Source organism: Cerasicoccus maritimus (assembly GCA_031296935.1).
Classification (GTDB): domain Bacteria; phylum Verrucomicrobiota; class Verrucomicrobiia; order Opitutales; family Cerasicoccaceae; genus Cerasicoccus; species Cerasicoccus maritimus.
The window spans coordinates 65,942-80,354 of the sequence record JAVDPD010000028.1 but is presented as its reverse complement, the minus strand read 5'-3'; the positions used below and the strand labels follow the sequence as shown (position 1 = coordinate 80,354).

At 54.5% G+C, this 14,413-nt stretch carries 11 protein-coding genes; 7 read left to right on the top strand and 4 right to left on the bottom strand.

The window, feature by feature from the left end:
- Positions 1-145: 145 nt before the first annotated feature.
- Both RBB62_RS16205 and RBB62_RS16200 read right to left on the bottom strand, forming a co-directional pair.
- A complete protein-coding gene (locus RBB62_RS16205) occupies positions 146-1,108 on the bottom strand; it encodes a metallophosphoesterase (protein ID WP_309400107.1) in 963 nt (320 codons plus the stop codon).
- 166 nt (positions 1,109-1,274) lie between these two features.
- Complete coding sequence (locus RBB62_RS16200) at positions 1,275-1,658, bottom strand: IS5 family transposase (protein WP_309400108.1); 384 nt, start codon at positions 1,656-1,658, stop codon at positions 1,275-1,277.
- Positions 1,659-2,499: 841 nt separating this feature from the next.
- Here RBB62_RS16200 and RBB62_RS16195 point away from each other — a divergent pair.
- Positions 2,500-4,143, top strand: a complete 1,644-nt coding sequence (locus tag RBB62_RS16195; RefSeq protein ID WP_309400106.1) for a leucine-rich repeat protein — start codon at positions 2,500-2,502, stop codon at positions 4,141-4,143.
- Between the two features lie 28 nt (positions 4,144-4,171).
- On the opposite strand, the gene RBB62_RS16190 is transcribed toward RBB62_RS16195, so the two are convergent.
- Entirely contained in the window at positions 4,172-4,714 is a 543-nt protein-coding gene (locus RBB62_RS16190; RefSeq protein WP_309400105.1) for a nucleoside deaminase, read from the bottom strand.
- Between the two features lie 150 nt (positions 4,715-4,864).
- Here RBB62_RS16190 and infA point away from each other — a divergent pair, with 150 nt between their 5' ends.
- The 6 genes from infA (at position 4,865) to RBB62_RS16160 (ending at position 13,310) form a co-directional block, all read left to right on the top strand.
- Positions 4,865-5,137 carry a translation initiation factor IF-1 gene (gene infA, locus RBB62_RS16185; protein ID WP_343219098.1) on the top strand — a complete coding sequence of 91 codons (273 nt, stop codon included), beginning with the start codon at positions 4,865-4,867 and terminating at the stop codon, positions 5,135-5,137.
- 48 nt (positions 5,138-5,185) lie between these two features.
- Positions 5,186-6,136 (top strand): cysteine synthase A, encoded by a 951-nt coding sequence (cysK, locus tag RBB62_RS16180; RefSeq protein ID WP_309400104.1) that lies wholly within the window; start codon positions 5,186-5,188, stop codon positions 6,134-6,136.
- Between the two features lie 512 nt (positions 6,137-6,648).
- Entirely contained in the window at positions 6,649-7,626 is a 978-nt protein-coding gene (locus tag RBB62_RS16175) for an AAA family ATPase (protein WP_309400103.1), read from the top strand.
- 25 nt (positions 7,627-7,651) lie between these two features.
- A complete protein-coding gene (locus RBB62_RS16170; protein WP_309400101.1) occupies positions 7,652-8,827 on the top strand; it encodes a DUF58 domain-containing protein in 1,176 nt (391 codons plus the stop codon).
- A complete protein-coding gene (locus RBB62_RS16165) occupies positions 8,790-11,102 on the top strand; it encodes a transglutaminase TgpA family protein (protein ID WP_309400100.1) in 2,313 nt (770 codons plus the stop codon). Before RBB62_RS16170 ends, RBB62_RS16165 begins: the two co-directional genes overlap by 38 nt.
- A gap of 72 nt (positions 11,103-11,174) precedes the next feature.
- A complete protein-coding gene (locus RBB62_RS16160; protein ID WP_309400099.1) occupies positions 11,175-13,310 on the top strand; it encodes a tetratricopeptide repeat protein in 2,136 nt (711 codons plus the stop codon).
- A gap of 31 nt (positions 13,311-13,341) precedes the next feature.
- Here RBB62_RS16160 and RBB62_RS16155 read toward each other — a convergent pair whose 3' ends face one another.
- Positions 13,342-14,223, bottom strand: a complete 882-nt coding sequence (locus RBB62_RS16155) for a hypothetical protein (RefSeq protein WP_309400098.1) — start codon at positions 14,221-14,223, stop codon at positions 13,342-13,344.
- Positions 14,224-14,413 lie beyond the last annotated feature (190 nt).

The window sequence follows — 14,413 nt, the reverse complement described above, 5'->3', positions numbered from 1 at the left end:
CCAGGTATTGTTTTTGATCTATCATCGGTTGCCGGGTTGAGCAAGTGCTGGACCCGGCAACTTCATGTTATCTCTAAGCGACCAGACAGCACGATCTGTCAGTTCTGATAGCTGCTACTATAAAGTCGAATACGTTGAGTAGAGCCTACACAGCCTTGCCACAACGCAGGATGTGAATAGTGATTTCCGGTGGGCAGTTTAGGCGGGCAGGGATACCGCAGGCACCTGTGCCGCGGGAAGTGTAGCCTTGAAGGTTGCCGCTTTGCCAACGCCCACGGATGAATTCGCGGCTGAGGTCCTTAACCGGGCAGATGACATGGTGTCCGCCGGGGAGGCAGAGCTGACCCGCGTGGGTGTGCCCACTGAGCATTAAATCGTAGTCATGCTGCTTGGCGTCGGCGTGAAACTCGGGAGAGTGGCAAAGCAGGATGCAGCACGCGTCGGCGGGCACGTCTCGGCGCGCCGCCGCAAAGTCCGCCGTGCCGTAGAAGTGTTGATCATCGACGCCGGCAATCCACAACTGCTCGTCGCCCCGTGTGATTGCGCTCGCGTCGTTAAGCAGAATGGGCAGGCCAGCCGCTTCCAGCGACCAGACTTGTTCGATGAAATCATGGTTGCCGAGGATGCCCCAGCGTTGCTCATGAATCGCCTCCAGGATGGGCGCCATGAGCCGCATGGAAGGGCTGTAGTCATCGTCGGTGGAGTTACGGTAGTCGCCGGTGATCACGCAGGCGTCGTGGGGCGTCGCGCGGACCTTGGCCGCGATGGTTTCAGCCAGCACCACATCGATGTCAATGTGCAGGTCCGTCAGCTGCAACAAACGAAAGCCATCAAAGGCGCGGGGCAGGCGAGGGAGCTCCCAGGTTTGCTCCACGACTTCGTGGGCATGGATGTTGCGCTGGGCGCGCCCCCGCAGCCCAGTCAACGTTAGCCCCAGCAGCGCGAGGTCATCAATGGGGATATACTTCTGTAGTTTAAAGGCGCCTTCGCCTTGATGCGAAACTCTGGCCCAATGCGACGCTTGCCGCAATAAGCGTTGGCTGAGCAACTCCCGCCCCAGACGTCGCTCAAGCATCGCAAATTTCTTTGGCAGAGACTTCCGCTTCATGCGTCCTAGTCAGTGCTAAACGAGCTCAGGAGTGAAGCTTGAATTCTGGTTTGGGTAGATACGAACAGTTGTCTCATGCTATTTGGTTGCCATTTTTCTGATTATTAAGCGCTTAAATATTGGCCTGTTTGGAAATTCCAGATTTTGTTAGGTCATTTCTTCAAAATCAATTGACTAGATGCATCTTGATGCATGCGAGGTTCACAAATGCGGCAAATGAAGACACTGTTTTGTCATAGCGTGTAGCGAGTCTTCGGTTGTGTATGAGCTTACCGATGGTGTTTTCGACCAGATGTCTAGCGGCATAAAGCAGCTTGTCATGCGGAATCGTTTCCTTCCGATTGCTCTTTGAGGGTATGATGGCTTCGTCGGCTTGTTGCATGACACCTTCGCGCACGGTGTTGCTGTCGTAACCCTTTTCTGCAATGACGTCTTGGACGGCCTGTTCGCATTGCTTAAGCAGGGCGTGCGCTTGCGTGCAATCGGCGCTTTCGCCGCCGGTGATGATGAAGTGTACTGGGTAGCCTAAGGCGTCTACCATGAGGTGTATTTTACTGCTGAAGGCACCTCACCGCATTGTCAGTCTGCTCGGCCATCCCCAACTTTATCCTTTAAACTATTCCTTTAATCTTCCGGCGCAGCCGGGGGGGGGGGGGGGGGACCCGCGAAAAATCTCTATCAAAGAACAATGAACATCCCGCCCGATCGCCGGTTTGCGGCGCAGGAGGGAGCAAGCTCCGTTGTGAGGGGCTCTTAAGAGGGCGTCTAAAACTCAGGCGCACTCTTCACGTCGCTGCGGCGAAGCGGCAAGCTGGCATAATTCTGGGCAGGCTCTGCCGACCAGCGGGCCGGATTAAAACCATAGGGGCGTCGCGCGCCAAACTGCTGTCACCAGCCAGGCGTCGAATGGGCCCCATCACGCGGTTCAAAGTCTACACGGAAACGAATGCCGTCGCACAAAACAGCGACTGGACTACCCGCGCGTTACGGCGGATGGGTGATGTTGGCGGGAGAAATTTTCATGGTGGAGATGGTTTATGTTAGGTGAACAAAGAAATACTATACATTTGATAGCCTTTCGCAATGAAAAACTGAACAAAAAACTATCTTTTTATGTGCGCCAGGCGCCTAGCTTGTTGCCTCTCCAGGAACGCGAAGCTTTAGCGAGTGTTTGTGTTATCCGCGCCAGCAATTTGGGCCCCGTGGGCAGGATCCAAGCTCTGCACCTGAAAGCCTCCAGCGTTGGGGCAGGGGTGACACTCGATGAAGCGTCGCGTTCCTGTAGTGGGGCAACCGCGTTGGTTATTTTTCAGGAGCGTTGATGAAAAACCTTGTCCTAAAGTATATTAATCAAGTAACTATTTGGATACAATTTCCCGATTCTCGTTTTCATGAAAAAACTCCTGTCAATCGTTCTTCTTTGCTTCGGTTTGCCCAGCGGCTTGCTGGCTGCGGATGTGTCGGACCTCACTTACGTGATCGACGGCGACACTGTCACGATTACCGATTGCGACTCAGCTGCTTCGGGCGAGTTAATTATCTCTGCGACCATTGAGGGCAAGGCGGTTACGGCGATCGGGGATCGTGCATTCAGTGGTTGCACTTCCTTAACGAATGTGACTATCCCAGAAGGAGTTGTGAGCATCGGAGAGTGGGCATTTAGTGCGTGCTATCTACTTAAAAGTATCAATTTTACCGATGGTGTTACTGATATCAAAGTTTCGACTTTCGATTCTTGTTCTAGCTTAGAGAGCGTCAATATTCCTGATAGTGTTATATCTATTGAGTCTAGCGTCTTTAGAAACTGTAGTAATCTTACTAACTTAAATTTTGGGAGTCGTGTTGAGACGATAGGAGCCAATGCATTTAGCGGATGTTCTAAGCTGTTAAGCTTGAGTCTCCCTCAGGGGCTTAAGTCTATCGATAGTAATGCTTTCGCTCACTGCAGCAGCGTTAAAACGGTTACGATACCAGACAGTGTGAATTTTATTGGGAGCGGAGCATTCTACGAGTGCCGTGCTTTGCTCAGCATTAGCATCCCGCAAGGCGTTACTGTTATTGGGCAAAGAACGTTCAAGGAGTGCAAAAGCTTAAGCGACGTAAGTCTTCCTGAAAGTCTGACATCAATTGAGAGTGAGGCATTTGCGGGCTGTGGTCAGCTTGCTGGCATTCGCATACCAGATGGTGTTGTCTTTCTCGGAGTTAAGGCTTTTAAGCATTGCGGGCTGTCTTCTATCAGCATACCAGGGAATATAACTGAAATAGGCGATAACGCTTTCTCTGGATGTTCTTTGCTAGCGAGTGTAATTATTGGCCGCGGCGTTACTTCAATAGGTTCGAGTTCATTCAGTAGCTGCACTAGTCTGACTAACATCAGTCTTCCTGATACCCTCACTACCATTGGGCCTGCTGCATTTCATTTCTGTCACGGCTTGACTAACATCAGCTTGCCGGAGGGCGTTATCTCAATAGGACAATCAGCTTATTCGTTCTGCAATAGCCTGGCTAGCGTCAATATTCCAGCTAGTGTTCTTTCGATTGGGGTAAGTGCATTCAAAAACTGCCCGGAATTAAGTAGCGTAACTTTTGCAGGTGATGCGCCCAGCGTCGGAGACTATGCCTTCAGGTGGGGTGCTGATGATTTTGCCATCTACTTTCATCAGGGCAAAAAAGGTTTCACGGCTCCGATTTGGCTCGAATACCCAAGCGTCATGATACCGCTGCCCGACGCGGATCAGGATGGCTGGCCGGATGAGTTGGAAGCGTTGCTCGGGACGGATGCCAATAGCGGCGGTTCGCAGTTTCGCGCGTGGGTGACGCGGGAGGGCGGCGTGACCAGCATTCACTACGGGCCGCATGCCGATGCGTGCACGTTTGTTGTCGAGCAGACGAACAACTTGGCGGACCCGGAGAGCTGGGAGGCAGTTGCCGGTCTGAGCTTTGCGGGTGACGCCACGGAACAAATCGCTGAGCTGATCGCCGCCGCCAATAGCCCGACGTTCTACCGCGTGCGCGTGGGCTACGAGGCGGATTAGGCAGTTGCTTATTTGCGTTTTGCGACGCTTAATCCGCCGCCGTATCCTTGGCTTTGACGCGCTTGAGTCGGAAGTAGGCCTGGATGAGCTCGCGGCATTCTTCCTCCATGACGCCGGAGCGGACGTTGAGGCGGTGATTGAGCGAGGGGGTGGCATGGGCGTCGACGACGCCGCCGAGATAGCCCATCTTGGGGTCGGACACGGCAAAGACGACTTCTTTCAGGCGGCTCATGATACTGGCACCGGCGCACATCGGGCAGGGTTCTTTGGTGACGTAAAGGGTGCACTCGTTGAGGCGCCAGTCGCCTATATAGTTCGCGGCCTTGGTGATGGCGAGCATCTCGGCGTGGGCGGTCGGGTCCTTGGTCTGGTCAACGCGATTGAAGGCGTGGGCGATGGGTTCGCCCGCGTATTCGATGACGGCACCAATGGGCGTTTCGTCAGCTTTCCAAGCGTCAATTGCCTGATTGTAAGCGAGTTGCATGTAGAACCGGTCGTCGCGAATGAGTTGCGACGGGTAAAGCTTTTGGAACGGGCAGGGCAGTGGCTGGCGCGGTTCTAATTCATCCATGCCGCACCATTTTAGTCAGAGCGTGGCTCGGCAAGCTGAAATGACTTGCAAGCTTGATAAAACCTTGACTCAGGCGTAGGGTAAGCGATTCTTGCGCCTTTCATCCGGACCCATTTTGAACCCCGGGCGGGTGACGCATTTTTTTATTTTATGGCAGACGACGACGTAATCGAAGTAGAAGGAAAAGTAGTGGCAGTGCTTCCAGGCACGATGTTTCGTGTGGAACTGCCCAACAAACACGTCGTGCTCGCCACGATTTCCGGCAAGCTGCGCAAACACTTCATTAAGATCACTACGGGTGACATGGTGAAGATGGAAATGTCGCGCTATGACCTGAACAAAGCCCGCATCACCTTCCGTCTGCGCAATGCGAACCAGCAGCGCAATGCGCCGATTCGCAGCTTTGGCCCCCGCCGCCGGTAAAACGCGGCCACAGTTTGATTATCGTCCACCTCTAATTACAGAAATACTATGTCCCTAGCACCCTCGATTACCGCCACCATTGGCAACACTCCCCTCGTCAAGCTCAACAAGCTGACTGAAGGTCTCGAAGCTGAAGTTTACGTTAAGTGCGAATTTTTCAATCCGCTTTCGAGCGTGAAGGACCGTATTGGTCTGGCCATGATTGAGGCCGCTGAGCGCGACGGTAAGCTGAAGCCGGGCGGCATGGTGGTCGAGCCGACTTCCGGCAACACCGGCATTGCGCTGGCCTTCGTTTGTGCGTCCAAGGGCTACCGCTGTTTGCTCACCATGCCGGAAACGATGTCCATGGAGCGCCGCGTGCTGCTCAAGATGCTGGGGGCTGAGTTGATTTTGACCCCTGGTCCGAAGGGCATGGGCGGTGCGATTGCCCGCGCAGCCGAACTCGCCGAGGAATACAAGGCATTCATGCCGCAACAATTTGAAAATCCGGCCAACCCGGCAATCCACCGCGCGACCACTGCGGAGGAAATCTGGAGCGCGACCGAAGGCAAGGTAGATGCGTTTGTCGCTGGCGTCGGCACGGGCGGTACGATTTCCGGCGTTTCGGAAGTGCTCAAGGGCCGCACCAAACTGCACACCGTGGCCGTAGAGCCCGAAGCCAGCCCGGTGATTTCCGGCGGTGCTCCCGGCCCGCACAAGATTCAGGGCATCGGCGCAGGCTTCATCCCGAAGAACTGCAACACCTCGCTGATCGACGAAGTCATTAAGGTGAGTAACGAATCAGCCTTCGCAACCGCCCAACAGGTGACCTTGCAAGAGGGCATTCCGGTAGGCATATCCTCTGGTGCCAACATATTCTCGGCTTTGGAGCTCGCGAAGCGCCCGGAGATGGCTGGGAAGCGTATTGTCACAGTGGCGTGCAGCTCAACTGAGCGCTACATGTCGACTCCGCTCGCCGAAAAGGCCCGCCAAGAAGTTGCCAGTGGCGCTGAGCTCTAGGCGGCAGCTCGTGCCGTATTAGCACGTTGATGACAGTATAAATGTGAAACATCTTTCTGGGAATCACTCGTTTCTCAGGTTTTTTCGCTTTTTGCATTCAGAATCTTGACTTGGTAGATTTGGTAACCTACCAAGTCATCTTTCCGTAGCAATTTTGTTAAAAAATAAGGGATTGCCCCGATGTATTTTTCCGAAATTTGTGATATATTTTTAGTGTTGGTTAAATCCGACACAGAATAGTAGCAGTAGTGGTAGCTGAAGCCGTCGGTCCTTGTGGGTCGGCGGCTTCTCTTTGCCTGGGTAATGACCTGCGCAGCGCCGAGTTTCTACATGCGGATATTTCGATGGTATGCCAGCTGAAGCAATCGACTTGGCTTGCAATTTGAGTCAAAGGGAACATGATGCGTATTTACGGGTATTATCCGGTATTCCCTTTACTACATGAAGTCTCGGCCGATTATTATTCTAGAAAATCCAACGCTGGATTCAGCCGACGCGATACTTTTGCAACTATGAGTCAGACATCGACAACCATCCCCGCCCCGAAAATCCGTGAAACGCTTCAACGCCTTTCCGGAAACATCGCCAAAGTAATTCGGGGTAAGGATGAAGTGATCGACGACGTGCTGATCTGCCTCATTGCTGGGGGGCACGTGTTGCTAGAGGATTTACCCGGCCTCGGGAAGACCACTCTGGCTTATTGTCTGGCTCGCTCGATTGACTGCGATTTTTCCCGGGTACAGTTTACCAGTGATTTGCTGCCCAGCGATGTTCTCGGCGTCTCGATTTATGATGAGCAGATGCGAGAGTTCGTCTTTAAGCGCGGGCCGATATTTGCAAATATCGTTCTTGCTGACGAAATTAACCGCGCCACGCCGAAGACCCAGTCTGCTCTGCTTGAAGTGATGGACCGCGGTAAGGTGTCCGTGGACGGGGCAACTTACATTGTTGGGACGCCATTTATTGTCTTTGCGACACAGAATCCCGTCGATTACGAGGGGACATTCCCTTTGCCTGAAAGTCAGATGGACCGCTTCCTCATGCGTTTGCAAATGGGGTACCCAGACCGCCAGCATGAGCTGGAAATCCTACAGTCCGACCAAAGCCGCCGCAGCTACGACAGCCTGAGCATCGAGCCGGTGGTTACGGAAAAGGAAATCTTGGAGATTCAGGACTACGTGCCGCAAGTGTTCATCGAAGACAGCCTCTTCGATTACATGCTGAAGTTTGTTAGCGCCACTCGCACCGAAAGCGAATTCGAGGCCGGTGTTTCGACCCGTGGTGCCCTGGCGCTGAAAGTCACTGCGCAGGCGCGGGCTTTGTTGTCGGGCCGCGCTTTCATGATACCCGAAGACATCTCGGCGGCGGTCAAGCCAGTCTTTACCCACCGCCTGGCGTTACGTCGCCAAACCGCAGACCCGCTGGAAGAGCGCCGTGCCGTAGAAGGCATCCTGACAAAGCTGATCGACTCCATCCCGCTTCCGGTCTAACCGCCATAATTTCCCACTGGGCTTCATGTCTCGCCATCAAATTACTGAGACTCCAGTCGATGCACGGCCGGAGTATAAAATCACCGATTGGGCAGATACTGGACCTTCACGCAAGAAGCTGAAATACAATGAGCGGCTATGGCGTATGCTGTGGACCTTTCTTCTGCCCGCCAAGAGCCACCCGATTGGCATTACTCCGGCGGGCTTTGTGCACATCATGGTCTCGGTAGGGCTTATGTCCGCTGCCTATGCTTCGTCGAGCAACAACATTTTGTTCATGGCGCTCTCGCTCGTGCTTTCTACTTTGATCTTGAGCGGGATTCTGAGCTGGATGAATTTTCGTGGTGGCCGGTGGCGCCTGCTCTTGCCCGCGCACTTTCGCGTGGATGAACCAGCCCCGATTTCGGTCGAGCTCTGGAACACCAAGCGCCTGTTGCCCACGTGCTGTATCTGGGTGAAGGTTCGCACCAAGAAACTGGGAGAATGGGAGCGGTTGTTTCTCGAAGAACGTTTGGACCCGGACCAGCAGTCCAAGCTTGAGTGGTTGTTCACCCCGCGGGAGCGAGGCGTGGACCAAGTGGAGGTGTCCGGACTGGAGTCGCAATTTCCCTTTGGCTTTTTGCGCAAGACGATGGGGGTTGGTGTGGAACGGGAGATCGTGGTGACGCCACGCCGCGTGGAGTATGATTTTCGCACGCCGGTCGCACGGCGGGGGCGTCAACTGGGCGCTAGCACTCGCCGCCCAGGCAGTGGCGCGGAGTTGATGAATATCCGCCGTTATCAGCGAGGCGATCCGCAGCGCATTGTCCACTGGAAGGCTACCGCGCGGACGCGACAGCTGATGGTGCGACAGATGGAGGAGGAAAACCGCGACGGTTACATCGTCTTTGTGGAAACACCGGCCTCGATCTGGCAGGATAAAGATCAATTTGAAAAACTATGCAGCTTCGCCGCGAGCCTGGCCGAGGATCTCTTCCGAGAGGGGCGTTTGGTGGGGGTGGCGCTTAACGATGAGCCTTTGTTAGTCGTTAAGCGATTGCATGATTTGCAGTTATACCTCGAATTGTTGGCCCGGGTAGAGCCGACCTCGGGCTATCGCCCTGCTGGCGAGCATTACGGCGGTAACCTGATTACCTTCAAACCAGGATCAAAACAAGAAGTACATGCCTACCTTAGTGGCAACCTCGCGGGTTCGGCTTAACGAAAGCGAACTCCATCAACTCAAGTGGTTTTTGGGGCAGTTCCTGTCCTTGATCTCCATGTGGTCTCTCTTGAGCCTGGAGTCAATTGCCAGTGGGCTGGTTTTATTATTTTTCGTGGGGATTGTCACGGTCACGGCGATGCCCTCGTTGGTTGGGCGTATTCCGCCAGCGCTGAATAAAGCCGGGACGCCGGCGCTGATCTTGATCATCGCGGTGGACTTCATGCTGCATGGGGCAAACTTCCTTGATCCGATGATTCGCATGGTAGGTTTGCTGACGTTTTACCGGTCGCTCCAGTTCCGCAAGCGGCGCGAGGATTTGCAGCTTTTGCTGCTGACGCTCTTCACGTTGATCATTGTGGGTGTGTTGCTCATTTCGATTTCCTTTGCCCTGCAAATGCTGATCTTTACGCCAATCGCGATGGGGCTGCTGTTCCTGGTCAATCTGTTGGAGTCGAGCCATGATCGGGTGTTGCAGGCGGATGATTGGGAGAACTATTCCTGGTCACGCTTCCTGCGGCGGCTGCGCTACGGGCTGGACTTCCGGCTGCTGGCCTCGGCGGGTGTACTGTTTGGCATCGTGGTGGTGATTTCCACCGTGATCTTTATTTCGCTGCCGCGAATCAAGATGGATCAGGCTTTACCATTCTTGCAACTACAGGCGGGATCAGGCATTGGTTTCAGTGACACGATTCGCTACGGCGATGTCAGTGAGCTGCTCAATGGCAAAGACAGCATTGCTTTGCGTGTGGAGGTTAGCGAACCAGATAAAATCCCCACTCGGCCGTATTGGCGCATGGTGGTGCTCGACCAATACGACCCGATCGACAGCACCTTCCGCGTGTCCACAGTCTCCCGCAATTTTACTCAGGTTAATGCACAGGAGGGCAATCGCTACTCCAACATGGACACGCCGCAGCGTTACATGGGGGGAAATGTGCTGGAGCAGATGGACTACTATTTGGAAGGCAATGTGAGCAGCTACCTACCGCTTATTGGTCCGTTTGAATCGATTAAATTCGGCCAACGGGTAAAGTTTTTCCCGGGTGAAGACTTCAATATCTTTGAGCTCGAAACGCCTATGGCGTCAACTTTTGGCTATTCGCTTACCAATGTTTCCCTAAGCGAGTCCATGCAGGCTAGCCACCGGGAAGCACGCGCCTTGAACTCGGTTTATGGCAAGCCGACTTTCATTGAGGAGCGAGGGGGGAGTCTGCGTGACTTGAAATATCCTGAGACAACTGTGACTGTGCCCGCGGAGGGAGAAAATCTAGATTTTCTGCAAGCAGCGGTTGAGGAAATTACCGGTGGAGAAAAGCTGAGCGCGGTCGAGTTTAGCCGTCGCGCCTCGCAGTGGCTTAAAGAGCACTACAGCTACGCGCTGCGGACCGGGCTACCCCTCGATGAGCGTTCAGATAGCCTGCTTTACTGGATGCGTAATGCAGAGACGGGGTGGTGTGAACACTTCTCCGGTTCATTCATTATGCTGGCTCGCACCGCAGGGTATCCGGCGCGCGCGGTAGCGGGCTTTGCCGGTGCCGCCTGGAATGACTACGAGAATTACTTTGTCGTGCGCAACCGTATGGCGCACGCTTGGGTGGAGGTGTATGACGGCAACGGCCGTTGGTTCCGGGTCGATCCAACGCCTGCCTCAAACTCGATGCTTGCCGGATTGGATGGAGGTATGCAGGGCGCGATGCCTACGGAGTCTGGCTGGGAGGCTTGGTTGGACAGTGTGCGTATGGTTTGGTATCGCCGCGTCATCAACTTTGATCAGAAGGATCAGGAAGAACTCGCGAGCAATATTCGGCAGATGTCCGTGGGTGCATTTAAAAAATTCCAGACGAACCTGATGCTCAAATGGGAGGCCTTCAAGCGCTGGCTCACGGAGGGGTGGAGCCTCGATAAAGTTCGCGATACCGCGCTGAGCGTGTTGGTGATTTGCGCCATGACTCTGGCCGTGCGCGGTCTGTATGTGCTTTGGTTGGGTTGGCGTTCAGCGTATGCAAAGGGGCAGGGAAAGACGTTTAACGATCCGGTGCGTCGGCGGGCTGGTCGAATGCTCGCGCGTTTTCGACCACACTATGCAGCAGCGCAGGAGAAACTGGCAGGCGATGAGCTACGACGCTGGCAGTTGACTTATCAGGAGCTGCTCAACCTTCGTTTTGGCGAAAATCCAGGTGACTCTGGGTGGAAGAGCACGATTAAATCTGCCAGGCGGCTTATTCGCAGCGGTGTTAAGTCAGCCTCGACCAAGCCTGGCGCCGCGTTGTGAGTTGACGCGGGGTAGCACGCCGCCAAGCATCGTGGGATGCACTTTTGTCGCTGGTTTTTACTCTCCCTCCTGATGGCTTTTGCCTGCCTCGGCTTCTGGGCATGCCAGCCGGATCAAGGCAGTAAGGATGGGGCGAAAAATAGCGGAAAGCCCGCCATAACGCCCGGCTCCAGTGGCGTTATGCCGGTAACTTACTTTCCCACACAGTTGGCTAAAATCGGTCCTGGTGCCTGCCGCTCTTGCCACCCCGACACCGTTCATGATTGGACGGACACCCACCATGCGCTGGCTAACCGCCCCGTAAGCCCGAGGCTTGACGATTCGGCTTTTGTGCCGACGCGCAGCTTTGTGGATGCGGGCATTACAACGAAGCTAAGCAAGCAGGCGGGTGAATTTATGATCGAAGTGGACGAGCTGGATGGTAGCCGCAGTTCGCACGAATTAACTGGAGTGCTGGCGTATGATCCGCTGCGTCAATACCTGGCGCCGATCGACAATGGCAGTTGGCAGGTGACCAGCGCTGCTTACGATCCGGCCAAGCACGAGTGGTTTGATGTTTATGGAGGGCAGGGGCGCCTGCCTGGTGAGTGGGGACACTGGATGGGCCGCGGCATGAACTGGAACGCCAATTGTGCGGCCTGCCACATGACGGATTTTCAAAAGAACTACGATTGGCAGACCGACCAGTATCAGTCGACTTGGCTCCAGCAGGGCATTGCCTGCGCCCAATGTCATGATGGCCTCGAGGCGCACGTAATTGAAGCTAAGGTTCCGGGTTACGTTGCGCCACCATCCTTGAAAATGAATCCACAGCAGGTTATGGAAAACTGCGCTAGCTGCCATTCGCGGCGTGGGCAATTGACCGCTGACCGCTTTACGGCCGGCGACCACTATCATGATCACTACGAGCTGAGCCTGCCGGATCAGCCGGGGTTGTATTATGCGGATGGCCAGATTTTGGACGAAGATTTTGTTTATGGCTCCTTCATGATGAGCCGCATGGGGCATGCCGGTTTGACGTGTATGGACTGCCACGATCCGCACACGCTCAAGACGATCATGCCCGTAAACAACAACATGCTTTGCATGCGCTGTCACGAGTCGGGCCTGGACAATGCACCGATCATCCAGCCGGAAGCGCATAGCCACCACCCGGCAGGTAGCACAGGCAATCGCTGTGTGGAGTGTCATATGCCGCAGACGACTTACATGATGCGAGACCCACGTCGCGACCATGGTTTCCTCTCACCGGACCCGCTGCTAACCAAGGAACTGGGCATCCCTAATGCCTGCAACACCTGCCATGAAGACCAGTCCACGGATTGGGCCATTGAGTGGTCTGAGAAATGGTATGGTGGAAAGCTGGCTGTCCTACCGCAGCGCGCTCGCGCTCGTGCCTTGGCCGCCGCTTACGCCGGGGAGCCGGATGCATACCGAGCAGTTCTCCAGCTCGCGGCCCAAGAAGATATTCCTGCCTGGCAGGCGACTTACGCCGGAATATTGGGCGGCTGGACACATGAGCCCGACGTGGTGAATTACCTGCGCTCGTTGATGGATTCCGATAGTGCGCTGGTCCGCAGTCGTGTGGCGCGTTCGTTGGGGAATTCGCCGCAGGACATGATCTTAATGCGGGGCGATGACGCTCGCACGGTACGCTTGGCGGTGGCGCATTCGCTAGTGGGGCGGATGCCAATGGAACACGATGAAATCGCCGAGTGGCTGGAGTTTCAGCAGTACAATAGCGACCGACCTCAAAACGCCTTCATCCTGGCGGATCGTTTATCGGCGTTGGGTGGTAGCCCGGAGGAGGTGAGGCTTCTAGTTGACCGCGCTGTTTCACTCGATCGCCAATCCGCTGAGGTCCACCTACAGGCGGCGGTGTTCTACAGCCGCCTTGGTGATACAAAGCTGGCCGAAGGATCGCTACTGGAATGCCTGAAATTGGAGCCAAACTATGGGCAGGCTCTGTATTACCTGGCGTTGCTGCGTGCCGAGGAGCAGGATTTTGCCGAGGCGATTTCCTTGCTCAAGGACGTTGTGGCGCAGGACCCCGGCTTTGAGCGAGCATGGTTTAATCTCGCACTGGCCTACACCAAGGTCGGGCAATGGTCTGAGGCCAAGCATGCGCTTGAGCAAGCGCCGGGACTGCAAAATAGCCCGCAGTGGCGGCAAACGATGGCTGTTGTGCTGCGCGCGCTGAATCAGTAGTGGCGTCAGACGTTACTATTTACAACAAGGCCTAGTTTTCGAGGAACTCCAGACGAAGAAATTTGCGGGTGTTGCTATTTCCAAGTGCTTCGGGGTCGCGGATGAGGAGTGAGCCGTCGGGAAGCGTTTCGATGACGGCGGCAGTTACATTATCCGTAAAAGTCAGGTCGGTCGAGAGCCAACCGAGGATTTGGACATCGGCGTCAAGCGAGGGTTGAACGATCACGCCAAGGTAGCGATTCTGTGCAGCCTCGGGCAGTTCGGCTTCGCTAGGAGAATTCAATGCCTGCGGAGTGAAGAGGGCACCGCTTTCGTTTTTAACCGGGTTTTGGTCGAGCGCAAATTCAGTAAGGTTATCGATTCCGTTGCCGTCGGGGTCTGCGCTGGAGGAGCTGCGGCTGTCACCATCGGCAAAGAATTTTTTAGTCCACATCTCGTAGGTGATGACGGGGATGGAGGCGGTGTTGCTGACGGGCGCGGTGACCATTTGATAGCTTTCACCGTTGATTGAGCCGACTACGGCAACGGTTGCAGAGCCAACAAGCCAGTTCTTTTTGCGGGCAAAGGTGTCCACGGATGGCCAGATCCAGCTTGGATCCGTGATTAGTATCCACTCCATGTTTTCGCGACTGCGTCGTACGCCCCAGATGTAGGCTTGCTCGCCTGCTGGGTCGCTGGCTGTCACTCGGTGGCGGGCGTTGAAAACGCTGTATGTGGCGTTGTAGTTCACCGCATCAATGGTCGTCCAGTGCTCAGCCCATTCAGAAACATTGTCGGAAGTGGGAGTGAAATCTTCAAAAAAGCCCAAATAAAAAACATAGCTTGCATCGAGTGGCGTGGATAGATCGCTTTCACGGTCGATAGCATTGATGGCTCCACCCCAATCAATGGTTGAAGCAGTGGCTTTTGGCAAATTAATAGAGGCTAATAGCACTATTATGGCTAGGTTTTTGACCTTCATGTTTTGGAAAGATTTTTAGGAATAATCGCCTAGAAGTGGCCTCTGATTAAGAGAATATTAATAAAATATTAAGGAATCTATAGTTAATGACGTTGAATTTGTCAAATTTATCACCTAGGCGTTGTCGATTGTATGTACTTGA

Bases quoted from the DNA above. Each gene is read 5' to 3' on its own strand.
- RBB62_RS16205 (WP_309400107.1), bottom strand. From the start codon at position 1,108: ATGAAGCGGAAGTCTCTGCCAAAGAAATTTGCGATGCTTGAGCGACGT.
- RBB62_RS16195 (WP_309400106.1), top strand. From the start codon at position 2,500: ATGAAAAAACTCCTGTCAATCGTTCTTCTTTGCTTCGGTTTGCCCAGC.
- RBB62_RS16190 (WP_309400105.1), bottom strand. From the start codon at position 4,714: ATGGATGAATTAGAACCGCGCCAGCCACTGCCCTGCCCGTTCCAAAAG.
- infA (WP_343219098.1), top strand. From the start codon at position 4,865: ATGGCAGACGACGACGTAATCGAAGTAGAAGGAAAAGTAGTGGCAGTG.
- cysK (WP_309400104.1), top strand. From the start codon at position 5,186: ATGTCCCTAGCACCCTCGATTACCGCCACCATTGGCAACACTCCCCTC.
- RBB62_RS16175 (WP_309400103.1), top strand. From the start codon at position 6,649: ATGAGTCAGACATCGACAACCATCCCCGCCCCGAAAATCCGTGAAACG.
- RBB62_RS16170 (WP_309400101.1), top strand. From the start codon at position 7,652: ATGTCTCGCCATCAAATTACTGAGACTCCAGTCGATGCACGGCCGGAG.
- RBB62_RS16165 (WP_309400100.1), top strand. From the start codon at position 8,790: ATGCCTACCTTAGTGGCAACCTCGCGGGTTCGGCTTAACGAAAGCGAA.
- RBB62_RS16160 (WP_309400099.1), top strand. From the start codon at position 11,175: ATGGCTTTTGCCTGCCTCGGCTTCTGGGCATGCCAGCCGGATCAAGGC.